A 16777-nucleotide genomic window follows, 5' to 3' on the forward strand; every position below is an offset into this window, starting at 1 on the left:
TCTGCTTTATAGTCTCTGGAGCCAAGGAACTCGAAGCTGTTGCTAAGCTCAACGTGAAGCACCAAAAGTCCCCGGTTCTTCGTCACTGCCGCAAGCTCACTCAGTGCTTCTTCCAAGGAACAATAATTAACGACCGGACCGACGCAGATAGTGAGATCGGAAATTCCGGGCGGGAGCGGCAGCCGCTCCGCACTCGCACAAACCGGCCATTTTGATTGCCGCAGGCGAGCTTCAGCAATATCTATCTCGACCCGATCGTGCGATGAATCGAAGTAGGAGTAGCCGCCTGACCCTACGTCGACGATAAGGCAGCGATCATCGCGAGGGACCAATTGCTCAGCTACCGTGAGCATTTCCTCTTCGATCTGTCGCCTACTCCACGCATGCCAACGGTCTGTCTTGTCCCAAACCTCGTCAATCTCGTTATACTTCTTGCGAACGCGGGACAAATAAGCAGACTGAGTGCGCATAATTCCGAGTTATGTGCCTTTCAGCCGCAAATTGTGATCGCGTTTACCATGAAGGAGTTTGAGCCCATGCCAATTCGGGCCGTCTTTGCGATAGAGACTGGCTGAATTGTGTAATGGAGTGTGCTTCTGATGCTGATCAGCTCAGCAGTTACCGACTACTTGCGGTATTGTACGATCGAACGGCAGCTGTCCACGCACAGCCTCGAAGCCTATGCTGCGGATCTGAACGATTTTCATCGCTTCTTGGGTGCAGACCGTTCGGTGTCCTCAATAGTCAGTGCGGATCTCGGCGCTTACCTCTCCGATCTGTTGGAGCGTCGAAGGCTTTCGATTTCAACTGCGCGTCGACGCTTCGCTTGTCTGCGCACATTCTTTCGACGGACGGCCGCTTTGGCCCAGGCGGCAGATCCGTTTCATGGATGGCGTCTTGAACTTCCGCGCCGCAAGGGACTGCCCCGCTGTCTCTCGCGCTCAGAAGTTCGAGGCGTATTGTCAAGCTTGGCAAGCACACGCGGGAAGGTCACCAGTTCCATCAGGCCGGTTCTAATCGGGGCTCGCCTAATGATTGCAACCGGCATAAGAGTGGGTGAGCTTTGCAAGATACGCATTTCTGATATCGCCCCAGAAGGAACGCGCGTTAGGATTCGCGGCAAGGGAGCGAGAGACCGGCATGTTTATGTCTCCGATGCGGTGCTTCAGTCTGAGCTCGTGCAGCTGCTGGAGTGTCGCGCGAAAGAGCGGAGCAAGGTTGCGCATCTGTTTTTGAATCGACTTAAGCGGCCGATGAGACCCCAATCGATTCGAAGAGCGCTTCGTCGTTATTCTGAAGTATCAAGCAACAGACGTCGTATCACGCCGCACATGTTACGCCATACGGCCGCAACTCTATTGATCGAGCGTGGCGTTGATATTCGGTTCGTTCAAAAGCTACTTGGACATTCGAGCATATCGACGACCGAAATTTATACCCATGTGTCAGATGAAGCGTTAAGAGCTAGTTTGGAAAGGGCTGATGTGCTGGCCAATCTGGTAACATAGCCCGTCGAAGCGCGGAGGGGATGTAGTCGCCAAACGATTGAAAGTGTGCGGCTATGTTGAGGCGCCAGATCATGGGCGTTCATCATTGGTTTCGGCGAAGCACTGCTTCCACTTTCGCCGCGCCGGTGGGCGCGCAGTGATGGGGTGAAACCGTAATAATACACCCGCGGCCCATCCTTAGAGGCTATCTTCCGGTTGTCTACTGCCATGTGAGACGTTGGCTCGACCGCGTTGCGCTCGAGGAGGCGGGCGTCCATCTCAGCTCTCAACGCACCGGTGTCGGCTAGGTGTCGGGAGGACGATCATAGGGGCCGCCCCCCGCGCGGGGCAGGGTCGGATGCTTACCAAAGAATCGATTACGGCGCGGCGTCGACGGCTAGACGGGCGATCGGCCTGAAGCCCAAGCTATCATTACGAGATCCGATCTGTGCCGCATCATCGCACCTGCCCGAGCCTCGCCGCGCTGTTCGGCTCAGACGACGGCCCGATCTTCGGAGGCATAGAGCAGCTCTCGGCATTTCTGTGAGCTCTGGAATCGCTCGCGTGGTCGGCGAAAGTGACCCGCTGCTGGTGTCGGCGATCTTGGCCCGACCGAATCGACTGGATCCCGGCGGCCGATATCTGAACCGTCCCGCCAACAACCTGTAAACGGCTTTATGTACTGGGATCCCCAGACGCACACCAGCTTCGGCCAGCGCATCACCATAGAGCGGGCGGTCATCGACCGGCGGTCGGCCAGCCTAGTTCGCTTCGTTGATGAGTTTGATGCGATGCAGAGCCGCGATCCGGATCGACTCCGTGAGTTTTCTCGGGAAGCCTGTAGGCAGAGCTTTGACGACCTCCTCGAAGTTCGCCTCGAATGTCGCGGTTAAATCATCAAAAATCGTGCGCACGACGGCGATCCCGACGCCCGACATTTCTGCCGTCTGGACGAAGTGCCGCGGCAGCACCTCATTTACGGTATAGTGGCGGCTCTTGCCGACCGACATGGCGAGTTTGAATGCCTTGGGTTGGATTTGCTTTGCATCGAGGCTCGGCTGCGCACTCAACACGTCATAAAGGGGCGTGAGACGGAAACGTCCGCCGGGATAGAGGAAGACGCTGAAGTTTTTGCCGTGGGCATCCGTCGCGCCGATCAGCCAAAATACGATCCCCGCGCGCATGAAGACCGCGATATCTTCAGCGGGAGAATCGCTGCCTTTTAGCAGATCAAAGATTTCCTTCATGCCGGGACCGCCGTCGGATTGATATTTTCGCGTCGGCGGGACGGAAAGCGCTTGGCAGCAGTCTTCTTGCGGAAGCCGGAGCAAACGTTTGTCCTGAGTCCAGCGGCGGTCAAAGCGCTCGACGATGAGTGTGCGCCGGCCGCCGAAGTCGGCAATCTCTGCATTGGCAGCCGGTATGCCAAGCGCCTTGATCAGCTTGAGACAGAAATACTCGTTCTCGACGCTGTTTGAGAGATCAACCCCATTTGGTAAGCGACCGATCTGTGGCTTCAGAATATGGGTTGTCGCCGTTGTCCCGGACGGTTTGTACCATTTGCCGCTTCGGCGCAGCAGAGCCGTCTTTTCTTGAGCGCCAGCCAGCGAGATACGAAAATCCTCGTCCTCGCCGAGGCCAAGCGGCGCTGTGGCCAGGTTTTGAATGAGTTTGCCAATGTCCTCATCGCTCACATATGTGCCATCGGTCTTTCCGGCCGGGCCCGGATCGATGCCTTCCGGCAAGAATTGGAGCGCGCCAACGCAGTCGTGGCCGAGGGACGAAAGCATGCTGTAGGCGTCGGTACCATTGGCTCCGACGCGCTCCGCAACACGCCTGCGTATTTGCTCGCTATCCGGCAATAGATTGTCGAAGACACTGGTCACCACTGCGCCGATGTACCGATCTTCACGAAGCGGCAATGACAGCGAAATCGGGAAAGTCGATTGCCAGGCGAGCCAGGCTGGATCGTATCGGAAATCGATAGCCCCGCTGGACTCGCGGTTGAGTACCCCTGCCTGGCGTCCGTTCACGAACACGTTCAACGGCTCATTGGCTCGCGGACGGGCCATCAGAAGATGTCCTCGATATCGGCTGCACTGGCTTTGCTCCGCGGGCGAACGACCAGCTCAAGATCAAGCGCGGCCAATGCTTCCATGACGGTGTGCAGTTGAATGGCCGGTGCCCCTCCTTCGAGCCGGGACACCGTCGCTTGGCGCAGATGTATGACTTTCCCGAGATCGGATTGCGTCAGCCCGGCCTTTTTGCGAGCCCGGCGCAGGATGGCGCCGAGCTGCTTTTCTGTTCGTGCGATTTGGGTCATATGCGCCTCCTGGACAAGATATACGCAATCGCGCATAAATCGTCAATATTCGCGATCGCGTATAGACGCCGCCTATGCGCAATCGCGTATAAATCCGCTATATACGCGATCGCGGATATGGCGCCTCCAGCTGAACGGGGGGAACTGCTCTAAAGCCGCCGACGTCAAAGTTGAAGAGGGCGTCCTCGATCAACGCGCACAGGCGCCGCGATAGCGCTGTCGCCGCCCCCATGGTCGGTCGCCCGACATATCCAAATGAAGAAGCTTTACCGAATTTGCTGGCTCTAAATCTCGAAACTCGAAACGAGCCGGCCTCCAAGAAAAAGTCAGCCGATCGTTTGGGACGAATGTCGACGAGCGTCGCAGTTCAAGCGGCCTATCCCGGGCAAAGAGGCCAAGGAGAACTCTTCGAGCGATAAGATATCCAAGAAGGACCATTCAGGTTGACACAAATCCACGATCGGGACGTCGCCGGAAGTCTGGTAGGCGGTGTTTCTCAAGCTTATCGGAGAAAATCACGATCGTTGAAAGGGCAGCTTGTCTTGGTGCCTTTTTCGCGCTCCGCTTCAAAAGCGCTTACTTTGATAGACATGCTTGTGATCTCTTGGTCATCAGGTCACGGCGAGCGACGGCAGGGCGCAAGCTGGGCACGCCATCTCCCTGACATTGACGCGCGTCCGGTCCGGTTGGCTTCCGCAATTTTCCTGGCTGAGCGCAGTCGAGCCGTCACAAGAGATAAATCTCCATGACGACACGCGCTGCCGTGTGATTTCACATCTACGCTGTCCAGCGTGCGGGAAAGAATCGCTTCGAACATCAGAACGATCCTCTCCTTCATCTCAGGGGAGCCGGCATGTTACTGCAAGTCGCATGATCTCGCCGCACAGGCGCGCCGATACGGATAGAAATTCGGCCGCTCAGCATCAAACGATGCGTTTTGCGTCAACAAAAGAATACCGCTTTCCCGGCACCGCCGAAAAAGAGATTGCCTTGGACTCGCTCGTCTCTGCTTTCTCTGAAAATATTGATTGCTCGCCGAATGGTGCTTGCGAGGGGAATGCGGATGACTTGCACTGACCTGTTTGACCGATCTCGAACCCGCGTCGCGCCGCTGACGTCGTGCCACACGGCGTGTTGTTGACGTTCCGGGCGTTTGCCGGCGCGGATCAGGAACGCTGATCGCGCCAACCTTCCCGTAATTCAAAATCCGCCGGCGGCCCGCATGAGCCGCGTCGTAACCCGCTGGCCCGGTGCCGCGCGAACGCTTCCTGCTGCCTGCGTCACGTCCTCCACGTCCAACATTTGAGGTAATTCCAATGACCGCCAGCCATGATCAGATCAAGTTCGCCTATTGGGTGCCCAACGTCTCCGGCGGGCTCGTCATCAGCAAGATCGAACAGCGAACCGGTTGGGACATCGACTACAACCGCCGCCTGGCGCAGATCGCGGAGGCGAGCGGCTTCGACTATGCACTGAGCCAGATCCGCTTCACCGCCGGCTACGGCGCCGAACTCCAGCATGAGCCGGTCGCCTTCAGCCACGCCTTGCTCGCGGCGACCAAGAAACTGAAGGTGATCGCGGCGCTGCTGCCCGGGCCATGGAATCCGGCGGTGGCGGCCAAGCAGATCGCGACCATCAGCCAGCTCACCGAAGGCCGCGTCGCCGTCAACATCGTCAGCGGCTGGTTCCGCGGCGAGTTCACCGCGATCGGCGAGCCCTGGCTCGACCACGACGAGCGCTACCGCCGCTCGGAGGAATTCATCCGCGCGCTGCGCGGGATCTGGACGCAGGACAATTTTAGCTTCCGTGGCGATTTCTACCGCTTCTCGGATTACACGCTGAAGCCGAAGCCGGCCCATTCATTGCCCGAGATATTCCAGGGAGGCAGCTCGCGAGCGGCGCGCGACATGGCCGCGCGGGTATCGGACTGGTACTTCACCAACGGCAATTCGGTCGAGGAGATCAGGCGGCAGGTCGAGGACATCCGCGCCAAGGCGCGCGCCAACAATCATTCCGTCAAGATCGGTGTCAACGCCTTTGCGATCGCGCGCGAGAGCGAGGCCGAGGCGCGTGCGGTGCTCGACGAGATCATCGTCAAGGCCGATCCGGAGGCGGTCAATGCCTTCGCGCATGAGGTGAAGAATGCCGGCAAGGCCTCGCCGGAAGGCCAGGGCAATTGGGCGAAATCGAGCTTCGAGGATCTCGTCCAGTACAATGACGGCTTCAAGACCAATCTGATCGGCACGCCCGAGCAGGTCGCCGAGCGCATCGTCGCGCTGAAGGAGGTCGGCGTCGATCTCGTGCTGCTCGGCTTCCTGCACTTCCAGGAAGAGGTCGAGTATTTCGGCCGCCGCGTCATTCCGCTGGTCCGTGCGCTGGAGGCGCGGGCCGCGGCGCACGCCCAGGCTGCCGAGTGATGGGGAGGCTGGCGACGTGACCGCGGTGGCGACGAATGCCGGTGTCCTTGCGCTGGAGGCCGCTCCGGGGGAAGGGAAGGCGCGTGCAACGGCGATTGCCGATGCCCCCACACGGGTGCTCGCGCAGGCCGGCGATCGCGCGGCACGGCCGGTGCTGGCGCTGAGCGAGATCTCGCTCACATTCGGCGGCGTCGCGGCGCTGCGCGACGTCGATCTGGAGGTCGCACCGGGCGAAATCCGCGCGGTGATCGGCCCCAATGGCGCCGGCAAGAGCTCGCTGCTCAACGTCATCAGCGGGCTCTACCGTCCCGATCGCGGCCGGGTCTGGCTCGGCGAGCGCGCGTTTGTCCAGGTGCCGACGGCGCATCTCGCCGCGCATGGTGTCGCGCGCACGTTCCAGAATCTTGCGATCTTCAAGGGGCTGTCGGTGTTCGACAATGTCCTGATGGGCCTCGCGCACCGCGTCTGCGCCGGTTTCCTGCGCCAGCTCATCGGCTCGCCGCTGGCGCGCCGGATCGAGGCGGAGAACCGCGCCGCCGCCGAGGATGTCATTGGCTTCCTGCACCTCGGCGACGTCCGTAAGCGCGCCGCCGGAACCTTGCCCTACGGCTTGCAGAAGCGGGTCGAGCTGGCGCGGGCGCTGGTCGCGCGGCCGACCTTGTTGTTGCTCGACGAGCCGTTCGCGGGCGTCTCCTTGAGCGAGAAGCGCGAACTGTCCGAGCATGTGCGCAATGCGCGCGACAGCTATGGCGCCACCATCGTGCTGATCGAGCACGACATCGCCGTGGTGATGGGATTGTCGGACCGCATCGCGGTGCTCGACAACGGCGGCAAGATCGCCGACGGCACGCCCGACGAGGTGAGGTCCGACCAGGCGGTGATCGACGCCTATCTCGGTGTTGCGCATCACGACGTCACGGAGCTCGCGGTCTGATGTTCGATTATCAGTTTCTGCTCGAGGTGCTGGTCGGCGGCCTGCTGTCGGGGGTGATGTACTCGCTGGTCGCGATCGGCTTCGTGCTGATCTACAAGACCTCGGGCGTGCTCAACTTCGCGCAAGGCGCGATGCTGCTGTTCGCCGCGCTGACCTTCGTCAGCCTGGTCGAGCGCGGCCTCTCGTTTCCGCTCGCGTTCCTGATCACCCTGGCGATCATGGTGGTGCTCGGCGTGACCGTCGAGCGCACGGTGCTGCGGCCGCTGGTCAACCAGCCGCCGATCACCCTGTTCATGGCAACCCTCGGGCTGTCCTACGTGATCGAGGGCGCCGCGCAGCTGTTGTGGGGCACCCAGGTTCACGGCCTCGACATCGGGATCAGCGACGTGCCGCTCGACATCGCCGGCGTCTTCATTAGCCGCTTCGATCTGTTCGCCGCCGCGGTCGCGGGAAGCCTGGTGGCGCTGTTCGCGCTGTTCTTCCGTTACACGCGGACCGGGCTCTCGTTTCGCGCCGTCGCCGACGATCCGTTCGCGGCGCTCGCCGTCGGCCTGCGCCTGCCGCGGGTCTGGGCCAGTGTGTGGACGGCGTCCGGCATCGTCGCGCTGGTCGCCGGGCTGTTGTGGGGCGCACGTCTCGGCGTGCAGTTCTCGCTGTCGCTCGTGGTGCTGAAGGCGCTGCCGGTGCTGGTGCTCGGCGGCTTCGATTCGATCGCCGGCGCGATCGTCGGCGGTCTTTTGATCGGCGCCATCGAGAAGCTCGCGGAAGTCTATGTCGGGCCGCTGTTCGGCGGCGGCATCGAGGCCTGGGCCGCTTATGTCGTGGCGCTGGTGCTGCTGCTGGTGCGGCCGTCGGGGCTGTTCGGGCAGAAGCTGGTCGAGAGGGTCTAGGCGATGAGCGCAGCAACCTCGACAGCACAGCACGGCGGCGTAGAGACCATCGCAATTGCCGTCGCAGCCGTGATCGCCTTTGGCGTGATCCCGTTCTTTGGCTCCGACTATCTGCTAGATGCGATGCTGACGCCGTTTCTCGCGCTGGCGCTCGCCGCGGTCGGGCTCAACGTTCTCACCGGCTATGCCGGCCAGGTGTCGCTGGGCTCCGCCGCGTTCCTCGCGGTCGGCGCCTATGCCACCTACAATCTTCACCTCCGGCTGCCGGAGTTGCCACTGCTCGTCGATCTGGTGCTCGCCGGCCTGATCGCGGCCGCGATCGGCATTGTGTTCGGGCTGCCGAGCCTGCGGCTGCGCGGGTTCTACCTCGCGGTCTCGACCCTGGCCGCGCAGTTCTTCGTGCAATGGGCGCTGACCAAGTTCGGCTGGTTCTCCAACGACAATCCGTCCGGCGTGATCGATGCGCCGGTGCTCAGCGTGGCCGGTTTCACGTTCACCAGCCCGGCCGGACGCTACGTGTTCTCGCTGAGTGTCGTGACGGCAGCGACGTTCCTGACGCTGCGGCTGCTGCGCTCGCAGAGCGGCCGCAACTTCGTCGCGGTGCGCGATCATGAGCTCGCTGCCAAGGTGATCGGCGTACCGCTGTTGCGCACCAAGCTGCTCGCGTTCGGCGTCTCCTCGTTCCTGATCGGCATTGCCGGGGTGTTGTGGGCCTTCGCCTATCTGCGCACGGTCGAGCCGGCCGGCTTCAATCTCGATCGCTCGTTCCAGATACTGTTCATCATCATCATCGGTGGATTGGCCTCGCTGCGCGGCGCCTTTCTCGGCGCCGCCTTCATTGTGGTGTTTCCGCTGATCCTGTCACGCGCCGGCGCTGCCCTGCTCGGTGGCGTGTTCGATTCGGGCGTGCTGGAGATGAGCCAGCGCATCGTCGTCGGCGCGCTGATCATCGCATTCCTGATTGCCGAACCGCGCGGCCTGATCGCGCTGTGGGACCGGCTCTGGACGGTTCTCACGCGGCGAGCCGCTGCTCGCACCATATGACATTCGCACCACTGGAGAAGTTGAGGATGATTAAATCGAGAGTTCTGAGATTTGCTTTCGCCGCGGCGGTTGCCTCGGTGCTGGCCGGGCTACCTGCGGCCCGTGCCGACGAACAGTTCTTTCCCCTGCAAAGCTACCGGGTCGGCCCCTATGCGGCCGGTGGCACCGGCTTCTTTGGCGGGTTCATCGACTATCTCAATTTGATCAACATCCGCGATGGCGGCATCAACGGCGTCAAGCTGACCTGGGACGAGGGCGAGACCCAGTACGAGGTCGAGCGCGGCGTCGAGGTCTATGAACGGCTGAAGGGAAGGCCCGCCGTCGCCGCCTGGAATCCGCTGTCGGTCGGCATCGCCTACGCCATGATCGATCGCATCACCAAGGACAAGGTGCCGCTGATCACCATCAATCACGGCCGAACTGACTCGACCGACGGCCGCGTGTTTCCCTACGTCTTCCCGCTGCTGCTCAATCCCTACAGCGAAACCTCGGGAATCGTGAATTACATCGCGAGCCGGGAGGGCGGGGTCGACAAGCTGAAGGGTAAGAAGCTGGTCGTGCTCTATCACGGCTCGCCCTACGGCAAGGAAACGATCCCGATCTACAAGCTGTTGGCCGACAAATATCAGTTCAGCCTCGAGCAGATCGAGGTGCCGCATCCCGGCAACGAGCAGCAGTCGCAATGGCTGTCGATTAGGCGGGCGAAGCCCGATTACGTGGTGCTGCGCGGCTGGGGCGTGATGAACCCGGTGGCGCTGAAGACCGCGCAGAAGGTCGGATTTCCCGCCGACCACATCATCGGCAACGTCTGGTCCAATTCCGAGGAAGACGTGATCCCGGCCGGCGACGCCGCCAAGGGCTATATCGCGATCACCACGCAGGCCTCCGGCGAGCAATATCCGGTGCTGCAGGAGGTGATCAAGACGGTCTACGGCGCCGGCAAGGGCAATCTCGACGACAAGAAGCGGATCGGCAGCGTCTACCACAATCTGGGAATCGTGAACGGCATCCTCAATGTCGAGGCGATCCGGATCGCGCAGGCAAAGTTCGGCAAGCGCACTTTGACCGGTGACGAGGTGCGCTGGGGCTTCGAGCATTTGCAGCTCGATCCGGCGCGGGTCGAGGCGCTCGGCGCCAAGGATCTGTTCCATTCGATCAACGTCACCTGGGACAATCACGAAGGCGACGGCCGCGTCACGTTCCAGCAGTGGGATGGCGGCAAGTGGAAGGTGGTCTCGGGCTGGATCGCGCCGGACTGGGCCTTCCTGCGCCCGATCATCGAGAAGCCCGCGGCCGCCTATGCCAAGGAGCATGGCATCAAGGTGCGGACCTCCGGTGACGATCCGGTCAGCAACTGATGCTGCGACAGGCGCGGGAGCCGTTATGGCTCCCGCGGCCTGCAACGCCGGGGACCAACAGATGAGTGAAACCCTGCTCGCGGTCGAGCGACTGGCCGCAACCTATAATCACGCGATCGCGGCGGTCCGCGACGTGTCGATCGCCGTGCGACGCGGTGAGATCGTGGCCGTGCTCGGCGCCAACGGCGCCGGCAAATCGACCACGCTGCAGGCGGTCTCGGCGCTGCTTTCCGCCCGGCGCGGCCAGATCACCGCGGGCCGCATCGTCTTCGACGGCCGCAACATTGCGGGCACATCGGCGGCGACGCTGGTGCGCGCCGGCCTCGTGCCGGTACTCGAGGGGCGGCATTGCTTCGCCTCGCTGACGGTGGAAGAAAATCTCATCACCGGCGCGATGGGGCGCGATGCGCGGCGGGCGGAGATATCAGCCGACCTCGACCGCATCTACGCGCTGTTCCCGCACCTGAAGAAGCATCGCCGCTCGCTGGCCGGACTGACCTCGGGCGGCGAACAGCAGATGACGGCGATCGGCCGGGCCTTGATGTCGCGTCCGCGGCTGCTGGTGCTGGATGAGCCATCGATGGGTCTCGCGCCGCTGGTCGTCGAGGGAATTTTTCGCGCGCTCAAGCAGCTCAACAGCGAGCAAGGGCTGTCGATCCTGGTCGCCGAGCAGAATTCGACGGTGGCGCTGCGCTTTTCCGATTACGCGGTGGTGCTCGAGAACGGGCGCAGCGTGCTGGCCGGCGCGGCCACTGAGCTGCGCCAGCGCGCCGACATCAAGACACATTATCTCGGCGGATCGTCGCAGGGCGATCACAGCCAGACGCAGCCGACAGAGGCTGTCGCATGACTGCAACCTGGAGAAAATGACCATGGCCAAAGACAATCTCGCACACAAGATCGACGACGACGTATATGCCAGGCTCGATGCCGCCATCGACGCGACGGTGAAAGTGAATGCCGACCGCAACGACCGCGAGAGCCGCTTTCCGCGCGAGAATCTGCGCGCGCTTGCCGATGCCGGCTGGACCGGTGTGCTGAACGAGCCTCAGTTCGGCGGGCTCGGCTTCAGCCATCTGGATTTTGCCGAGGCTGCCTACCGGATCGGGCAGGCCGATGCATCCACCGGCCTCGTCTATGTCATGCATGTCGGCGCGGCGCAGACCATCAACCTGTTCGGCAACACCGATCAGAAGGAGCGCTGGCTGAAGGCCAGTAACGGCAGCCTGCTCGGCACTTATTCGACCAGCGAGCGCGCCACCGGCGGTCACTGGTGGTACAATCTGTCGGAAGCGTCGCGTGACGGTGACGACTATCGCGTCAATGCGGAGAAGTCGTTCACGACGAGCTCGGGCCAGGCGGATTATTATGTGGTGCAGACGCGCACGCCTGATGCCAAGGACCAGGCCGACATCATCTTCTTCATCGTCGACGGCAAGGCCGAGGGCATCGAGTCCCGCCCGTGGGATGCGCTCGGCGTGCGCGCCAACCATTCCGGCCCGATCCGCTACAGCAATGTGCTTGTGCCGCAACGCGACCGGCTCGGCGCCGAAGGGCAGGGCAAGGAGATCATCTATGACGGCGTATCGCCGGTCTATCTGATCGGACTCGGCGCGGTCTGGGAAGGCGTCGCGCGCGGCGCGCTGAACGCGGCGGTCGCCCACACCACGAGCTTCGTTCACAAGGACAGGAACAAGAGCCTGTCCGACTATCAGGCGATCCGCCAGGAGCTCGGCGCCGCCAAGGTGCTGGTCGAGACGCTGCGACCGTGGCGCAATGAGCTCGCGGCCAAGCTCGACGCGCTCTGGCGCACCGGCAAGCCGCAAAGCGAAATCCTGATTCCGTTGACTGAGTTCAAGGTGCACGCCGCTGAGGTCGCCAACAAGGTCGCGGCGACGGCGCTGACGGTGACGGGCGGGTATGGCTATCACCGCGGCCCGATCGAGCGTGCCTATCGCGACGCGCGCGCGGCGATCGCGATGGGGCCGTCCAACGTCATCGCGCGCGACTGGATCGGCAAGGCGCTGGTCGGCCTGCCGCTGGAACTGTTCTACGAGGGCGGAGAGTAAGTCGAAATTGCGCACCATTGCCGGCATCGGCCGCACTCAAGATTGTGGCGATGCCTTGTGGTACTCAAAAAGGCAGATATCACGAAGCTCAGCGCGAAGCTGAGCGGGCCGGCCAGGGACTGTGGAAGGGTAGCTACGTCGAGCCCTGGCGCTATCGTGCATGCATCCGGGCAAGCGGAAACCCGTCCGCCTGTTTGGACCTGCAAATGCCCATCCTTGACGGAGTCGACTGTCGGGTCTCAATCCACAAACGTCCGATGGCCGATCACCACAGTTTCGCAGGCGGCTCTGGCGTGGGTTGGGCGACTCACGCTACCCATCATTTCCAACCACCTCACTGAATAATGGAAATGACATGGTTGCAGCTACCCGTACACTGCCGACCTCTGGTTACGCGCTTGAAGTTGACGGCCGACTCAAAACCGAATTTGCGACCAGAGACGGCGCCAGGGCAGGTGGAGAGGAACTCAAGAGACGTTTTCCCAGGCTTCAGATCAGGATCTATGACGCGCAGACGAACGCGCGCGAGGAAATATAGATTCTTTGACTGGAGGATTCGTCCGCTTGTGCGCGTGCGGCTGCCGCCGCATCGGGCTCTCGTGAACCCAGCCGCTTCGCGTCTGGGCCGTCCGGCTTCGATCCCTCGCGCAGGACTACGGAGCTCCTCGCCGGGGGCACTCGTGAAAGGGGCCCGCCGTCATGAAGTATGACGGCGTCGCTATCACTGCCCCGTTCCCGGGTGCCCTCTTAACCGGTCTCGTCGCTGCACTCGCTCCCGCGTGCCGCCTTCGGCGTCGCTCTGCTCACGCTCCTGCGGGTGCCATATCCTTGAGGCGATGCGCCGTTGGCGCACGCCCGGTCCGGGCCTGCGGCCCTCGGCATCTATCAAGGCCAAATCCCATGAACAATCGGACGGTAGGCGGGCTGCGTCGCAGATTTCGCATTCTCTCCCTTGGAGGCTGAGAGTAAGAGTGCCGCGCGGGTTTTGACGTGACGGGTTACGTGCCGCGAGAGAGGCTCGCGGTGCCCGTCGCGGAGACCCGCGATGTCCAGGCACGATCTTCGAGCGCGTGCCGGTGAGGACCGGACAAGCCTTTATGACGAAATCACCAACAAGATTATCGGCGAACTTGAGGCCGGCCGGGTGCCGTGGGTACAGCCTTGGGGCACCGCGGCAACGAACGCGTCCCTGGGCATGCCGAAGAGCGCCGCGACCGGCCGTCAATATAGCGGCATCAATGTTCTAATTCTTTGGTCCGCTGCCACCGAACGCGGATTTACAGGCCAGAGCTGGCTTACGTTCCGCCAGGCGCTGTCGCTCGGTGGCCACGTCCGCAAGGGCGAGCGAGGTACGACCGTCGTCTATGCCGACCGCTTTGTGCCGGCCGAGGAAAAGCGGCGCGCAAGAGAAACAGGCGACGAAGCGCACGCCATCCCGTTCCTCAAGCGCTTCACGGTCTTCAATACCGATCAGTGCGACAATCTGCCTTCGGAGATCGTAACGACGGCGCCACCCCCGCCGCCAGGTCTGATCGAGCCGCGGGTCGAAAAGCTCATCAAAGCGACCGGCATCAACTTCCGGATCGGCGGCAACCGCGCCTTCTATGTACCAGCAGAAGACTATGTGCAGGTGCCGCTGCCGCAAGCCTATTTCGAGCCGATCAACTGGCATCGGACGGCCTTGCACGAGTTGGCACATGCCAGCGGCCACCCGTCACGTCTCAACCGTGACTTGTCGGGCAGCTACGGCACCAGGAAGTACGCCTTCGAGGAACTGATCGCGGAGATGGCATCTGCATTCAGTTGTGCTTCGCTCGGGATTGCGCCGACGGTGCGGCATGCGGACTATATCGGCTGCTGGCTTGGCGTGCTGCGAGAGGACAATCGCGCGATTGTGCGTGCTGCTTCACAGGCCAGCAAGGTTGCGGATTACCTTCTTGGATTCCTGCCGGGATCCGTTGTCGACACGACGACGGAGGGGGCGGAGCAGGAGGCGGCGTGAAGTTGCTCGCCGGTCCTCTCGAAAAAGAGAGTGAGAGGGGAGCCGCGGTTTTTCGCGACGGGTGGAGGCCGAGAGAGAGGCTCCCGGCCGCCCGTCGTGGAGAATCGACATGACAAAGTCTGTCCAGAAGATCACCCTGTCGCCCTCGCGCGACATTCCGTTCAACAAGCTGGTGCTCAGCCAGTCGAACGTTCGGAGCGTCAAGGCAGGGGTTTCGATCGAGCAACTCGCCGAAAGTATCGCGCAGCGTACGCTCCTGCAAAGTCTCAGCGTGCGAGCGGTCGTGGACACGGAAGGCAATGAAACCGGCATGTTCGAGGTGCCGGCAGGCGGCAGGCGCTATCGCGCGCTGGAACTTCTTGTGAAGCAAAAGCGCATGGCGAAGACGCAGGCCGTTCCTTGTGTCGTGCGTGAGGGGGGCATCGCTGAAGACGACTCGCTCGCCGAGAACGACGAGCGGATAGGGCTTCATCCGCTCGATCAGTTCCGAGCCTTCCAGACCTTGAGTGGCGCCGGGTTGTCCGAGGAGGATATCGCTGCTCGGCACTTCGTGACGCCGGCCGTCGTGAAGCAACGACTCCGGCTGGCGTCCGTGTCGCCAAAGCTGCACGACGTCTATGCCGAGGACGGCATGACCCTGGAGCAGCTCATGGCCTTCTCTGTTACAGCCGACCACCCCAGACAGGAGCAGGTCTGGGAGAACGTCAGCCGATCTGGCTATGACGAGCCCTATCAGATCCGGCGAATGCTGACCGAAAATACCGTGCGCGCGTCCGATCGCCGCGCGCAGTTTATTGGGCTGGATGCTTATGAGCAGGCTGGCGGCGGCGTTTTGCGGGACCTGTTCGAGCACGATGATGGCGGTTGGCTCCAGGACGTCGCCTTGCTCGACCGCCTCGTGACAGAGAAACTCAAGGCCGAGGCCGAGACGGTTGCCGCGGAAGGCTGGAAGTGGATCTCAGTGGCGCTCGATTTCCCCTACGGTCACACTGATGGTCTGCGAGAAATCGAGGGCAAGCCTGTCGATCTCTCACCTGAGGAACAGGCCACCATCGACGCCCTCAACGCCGTGCAAGCCAAGCTTGAATCCGATTACCAGCATGCCGATGAGTTGCCCGACGAGGTCGATCAGCGTCTCGGCGAAATCGAGGCGGCACTGACGGCGTTCGAAGATAGGTCGGTGCTCTACGATCCGGCCGAGATTGTCCGAGCTGGCGTCTTCGTCAGTATCGATTCCGAGGGACGCCTCTCAGTAGACCGCGGTTACGTCCGGCCAGAGGACGACCTTCCGGCAACCGATCCTGACGTCGGCCGGAGCGCCGATACGTCCTCGACCGAGGAACGCGAGGTCGGTGCTTCCGGTCCGCGCACCGTGGTCTCGGTTGCAAGTGCGCCGGTCGAATCCGACGAGGATGATGATGCGATAAGGCCATTGCCCGATCGATTGATCACCGAGCTGACGGCGCATCGTACACTGGCGTTGCGGGATGCGCTGGCAGAAAATCCAGCGATCGCGTTCCAGGCAGTATTGCACAACTTCGTGCTGACGGCCTTTTACCGGTTCGCGTCATCCGGAAGCTGCCTTGAGATCGGACTTCGTACGCCGACCTTCCCCGCTCAAGCCCCGGGCCTGAGGAAAAGCGCGTCCGCGAAGGCCGTCGAGGCACGGCACGAGTCCTGGAAGGCACGATTACCACAGGGCGAGAACGATCTCTGGGATGCGCTCACAGCCCTCGATGGTGATGCACAAGCGTCGCTGTTCGCTCATTGTGCGTCATTTGCGGTCAATGCCGTCCATGAGCCGGCCAACCGCACCAATCAGGGCCGCATCTCCGCCCATGGCGTTCGGACCCGTCTCGATCAGGCCGATGTGCTGGCGCGCGCCGTCGACTTCGACATGGTCCGAGCTGGCTGGAGACCGACCGTCGACAACTATCTCGGTCGGGTCACCAAGCCTCGCATTCTGGAGGCGGTGCGGGAAGCAAGGGACGAATCTTCTGCGCAGTTGATCGAGCACCTGAAGAAGGCCGACATGGCCAAGGAGGCCGAGCGTCTTCTCGATGGTTCGGGCTGGTTGCCGGAGCCGCTGCGTCTCACCGATGCTACCGCATCGCTGGCGGAAGAGGAGGGTGAAGCGGACCCGCTGCCCGAATTCCTTGGCGACGCCGAGAATCGGGAGAATGCCGGTGACGACGAGCCGGAACAGCTCGACGCAGCCGAGTGAATTCGGAGAGCGGGATGGCTCCGGCCATC

General features: G+C 62.2%; 13 protein-coding genes. 11 read left to right on the forward strand and 2 right to left on the reverse strand.

The genetic code is table 11. The features are described 5' to 3' along the window. The first annotated feature begins 599 nt into the window (after positions 1–599). Positions 600–1508, forward strand: a complete 909-nt coding sequence (locus AAFG13_RS34715) for a tyrosine-type recombinase/integrase (protein WP_342709580.1) — start codon at positions 600–602, stop codon at positions 1506–1508. A 740-nt stretch (positions 1509–2248) separates the two neighbouring features. Here the strand turns inward: AAFG13_RS34715 and AAFG13_RS34720 are convergent. Next, complete coding sequence (locus AAFG13_RS34720; RefSeq protein ID WP_342709581.1) at positions 2249–3559, reverse strand: type II toxin-antitoxin system HipA family toxin; 1311 nt, start codon at positions 3557–3559, stop codon at positions 2249–2251. After that, positions 3559–3810, reverse strand: a complete 252-nt coding sequence (locus AAFG13_RS34725; protein ID WP_342709582.1) for a helix-turn-helix domain-containing protein — start codon at positions 3808–3810, stop codon at positions 3559–3561. Before AAFG13_RS34725 ends, AAFG13_RS34720 begins: the two co-directional genes overlap by 1 nt. 870 nt (positions 3811–4680) lie before the next feature. Here AAFG13_RS34725 and AAFG13_RS34730 point away from each other — a divergent pair. From AAFG13_RS34730 to AAFG13_RS34775, 10 genes are all read left to right on the forward strand, one after another. After that, positions 4681–4887 carry a hypothetical protein gene (locus AAFG13_RS34730; protein ID WP_342709583.1) on the forward strand — a complete coding sequence of 69 codons (207 nt, stop codon included), beginning with the start codon at positions 4681–4683 and terminating at the stop codon, positions 4885–4887. 239 nt (positions 4888–5126) lie between these two features. Next, complete coding sequence (gene sfnG / locus AAFG13_RS34735; protein WP_342709584.1) at positions 5127–6227, forward strand: dimethylsulfone monooxygenase SfnG; 1101 nt, start codon at positions 5127–5129, stop codon at positions 6225–6227. A gap of 16 nt (positions 6228–6243) precedes the next feature. Next, positions 6244–7161, forward strand: coding sequence for an ABC transporter ATP-binding protein (locus tag AAFG13_RS34740; protein WP_342709585.1), 918 nt, complete (start codon positions 6244–6246; stop codon positions 7159–7161). After that, positions 7161–8051, forward strand: coding sequence for a branched-chain amino acid ABC transporter permease (locus AAFG13_RS34745; RefSeq protein ID WP_342709586.1), 891 nt, complete (start codon positions 7161–7163; stop codon positions 8049–8051). The genes AAFG13_RS34740 and AAFG13_RS34745 overlap by 1 nt, the downstream gene beginning before the upstream one ends. A gap of 3 nt (positions 8052–8054) precedes the next feature. After that, positions 8055–9095 (forward strand): branched-chain amino acid ABC transporter permease, encoded by a 1041-nt coding sequence (locus AAFG13_RS34750; RefSeq protein ID WP_342709587.1) that lies wholly within the window; start codon positions 8055–8057, stop codon positions 9093–9095. A 26-nt stretch (positions 9096–9121) separates the two neighbouring features. Beyond that, positions 9122–10453, forward strand: coding sequence for an ABC transporter substrate-binding protein (locus AAFG13_RS34755; RefSeq protein ID WP_342709588.1), 1332 nt, complete (start codon positions 9122–9124; stop codon positions 10451–10453). A gap of 61 nt (positions 10454–10514) precedes the next feature. Then, a complete protein-coding gene (locus AAFG13_RS34760; protein ID WP_342709589.1) occupies positions 10515–11303 on the forward strand; it encodes an ABC transporter ATP-binding protein in 789 nt (262 codons plus the stop codon). Between the two features lie 22 nt (positions 11304–11325). Then, on the forward strand, positions 11326–12522 hold the full coding sequence (locus AAFG13_RS34765) for an acyl-CoA dehydrogenase family protein (RefSeq protein ID WP_342709590.1): 1197 nt from the start codon (positions 11326–11328) through the stop codon (positions 12520–12522). 1045 nt (positions 12523–13567) lie between these two features. Further along, a complete protein-coding gene (locus AAFG13_RS34770) occupies positions 13568–14524 on the forward strand; it encodes a zincin-like metallopeptidase domain-containing protein (protein WP_342709591.1) in 957 nt (318 codons plus the stop codon). A 109-nt stretch (positions 14525–14633) separates the two neighbouring features. Continuing rightward, positions 14634–16748, forward strand: coding sequence for a ParB/RepB/Spo0J family partition protein (locus tag AAFG13_RS34775; protein WP_342709592.1), 2115 nt, complete (start codon positions 14634–14636; stop codon positions 16746–16748). Positions 16749–16777: the final 29 nt, after the last annotated feature.

This window comes from Bradyrhizobium sp. B124, from assembly GCF_038967635.1.
Lineage (GTDB): Bacteria > Pseudomonadota > Alphaproteobacteria > Rhizobiales > Xanthobacteraceae > Bradyrhizobium.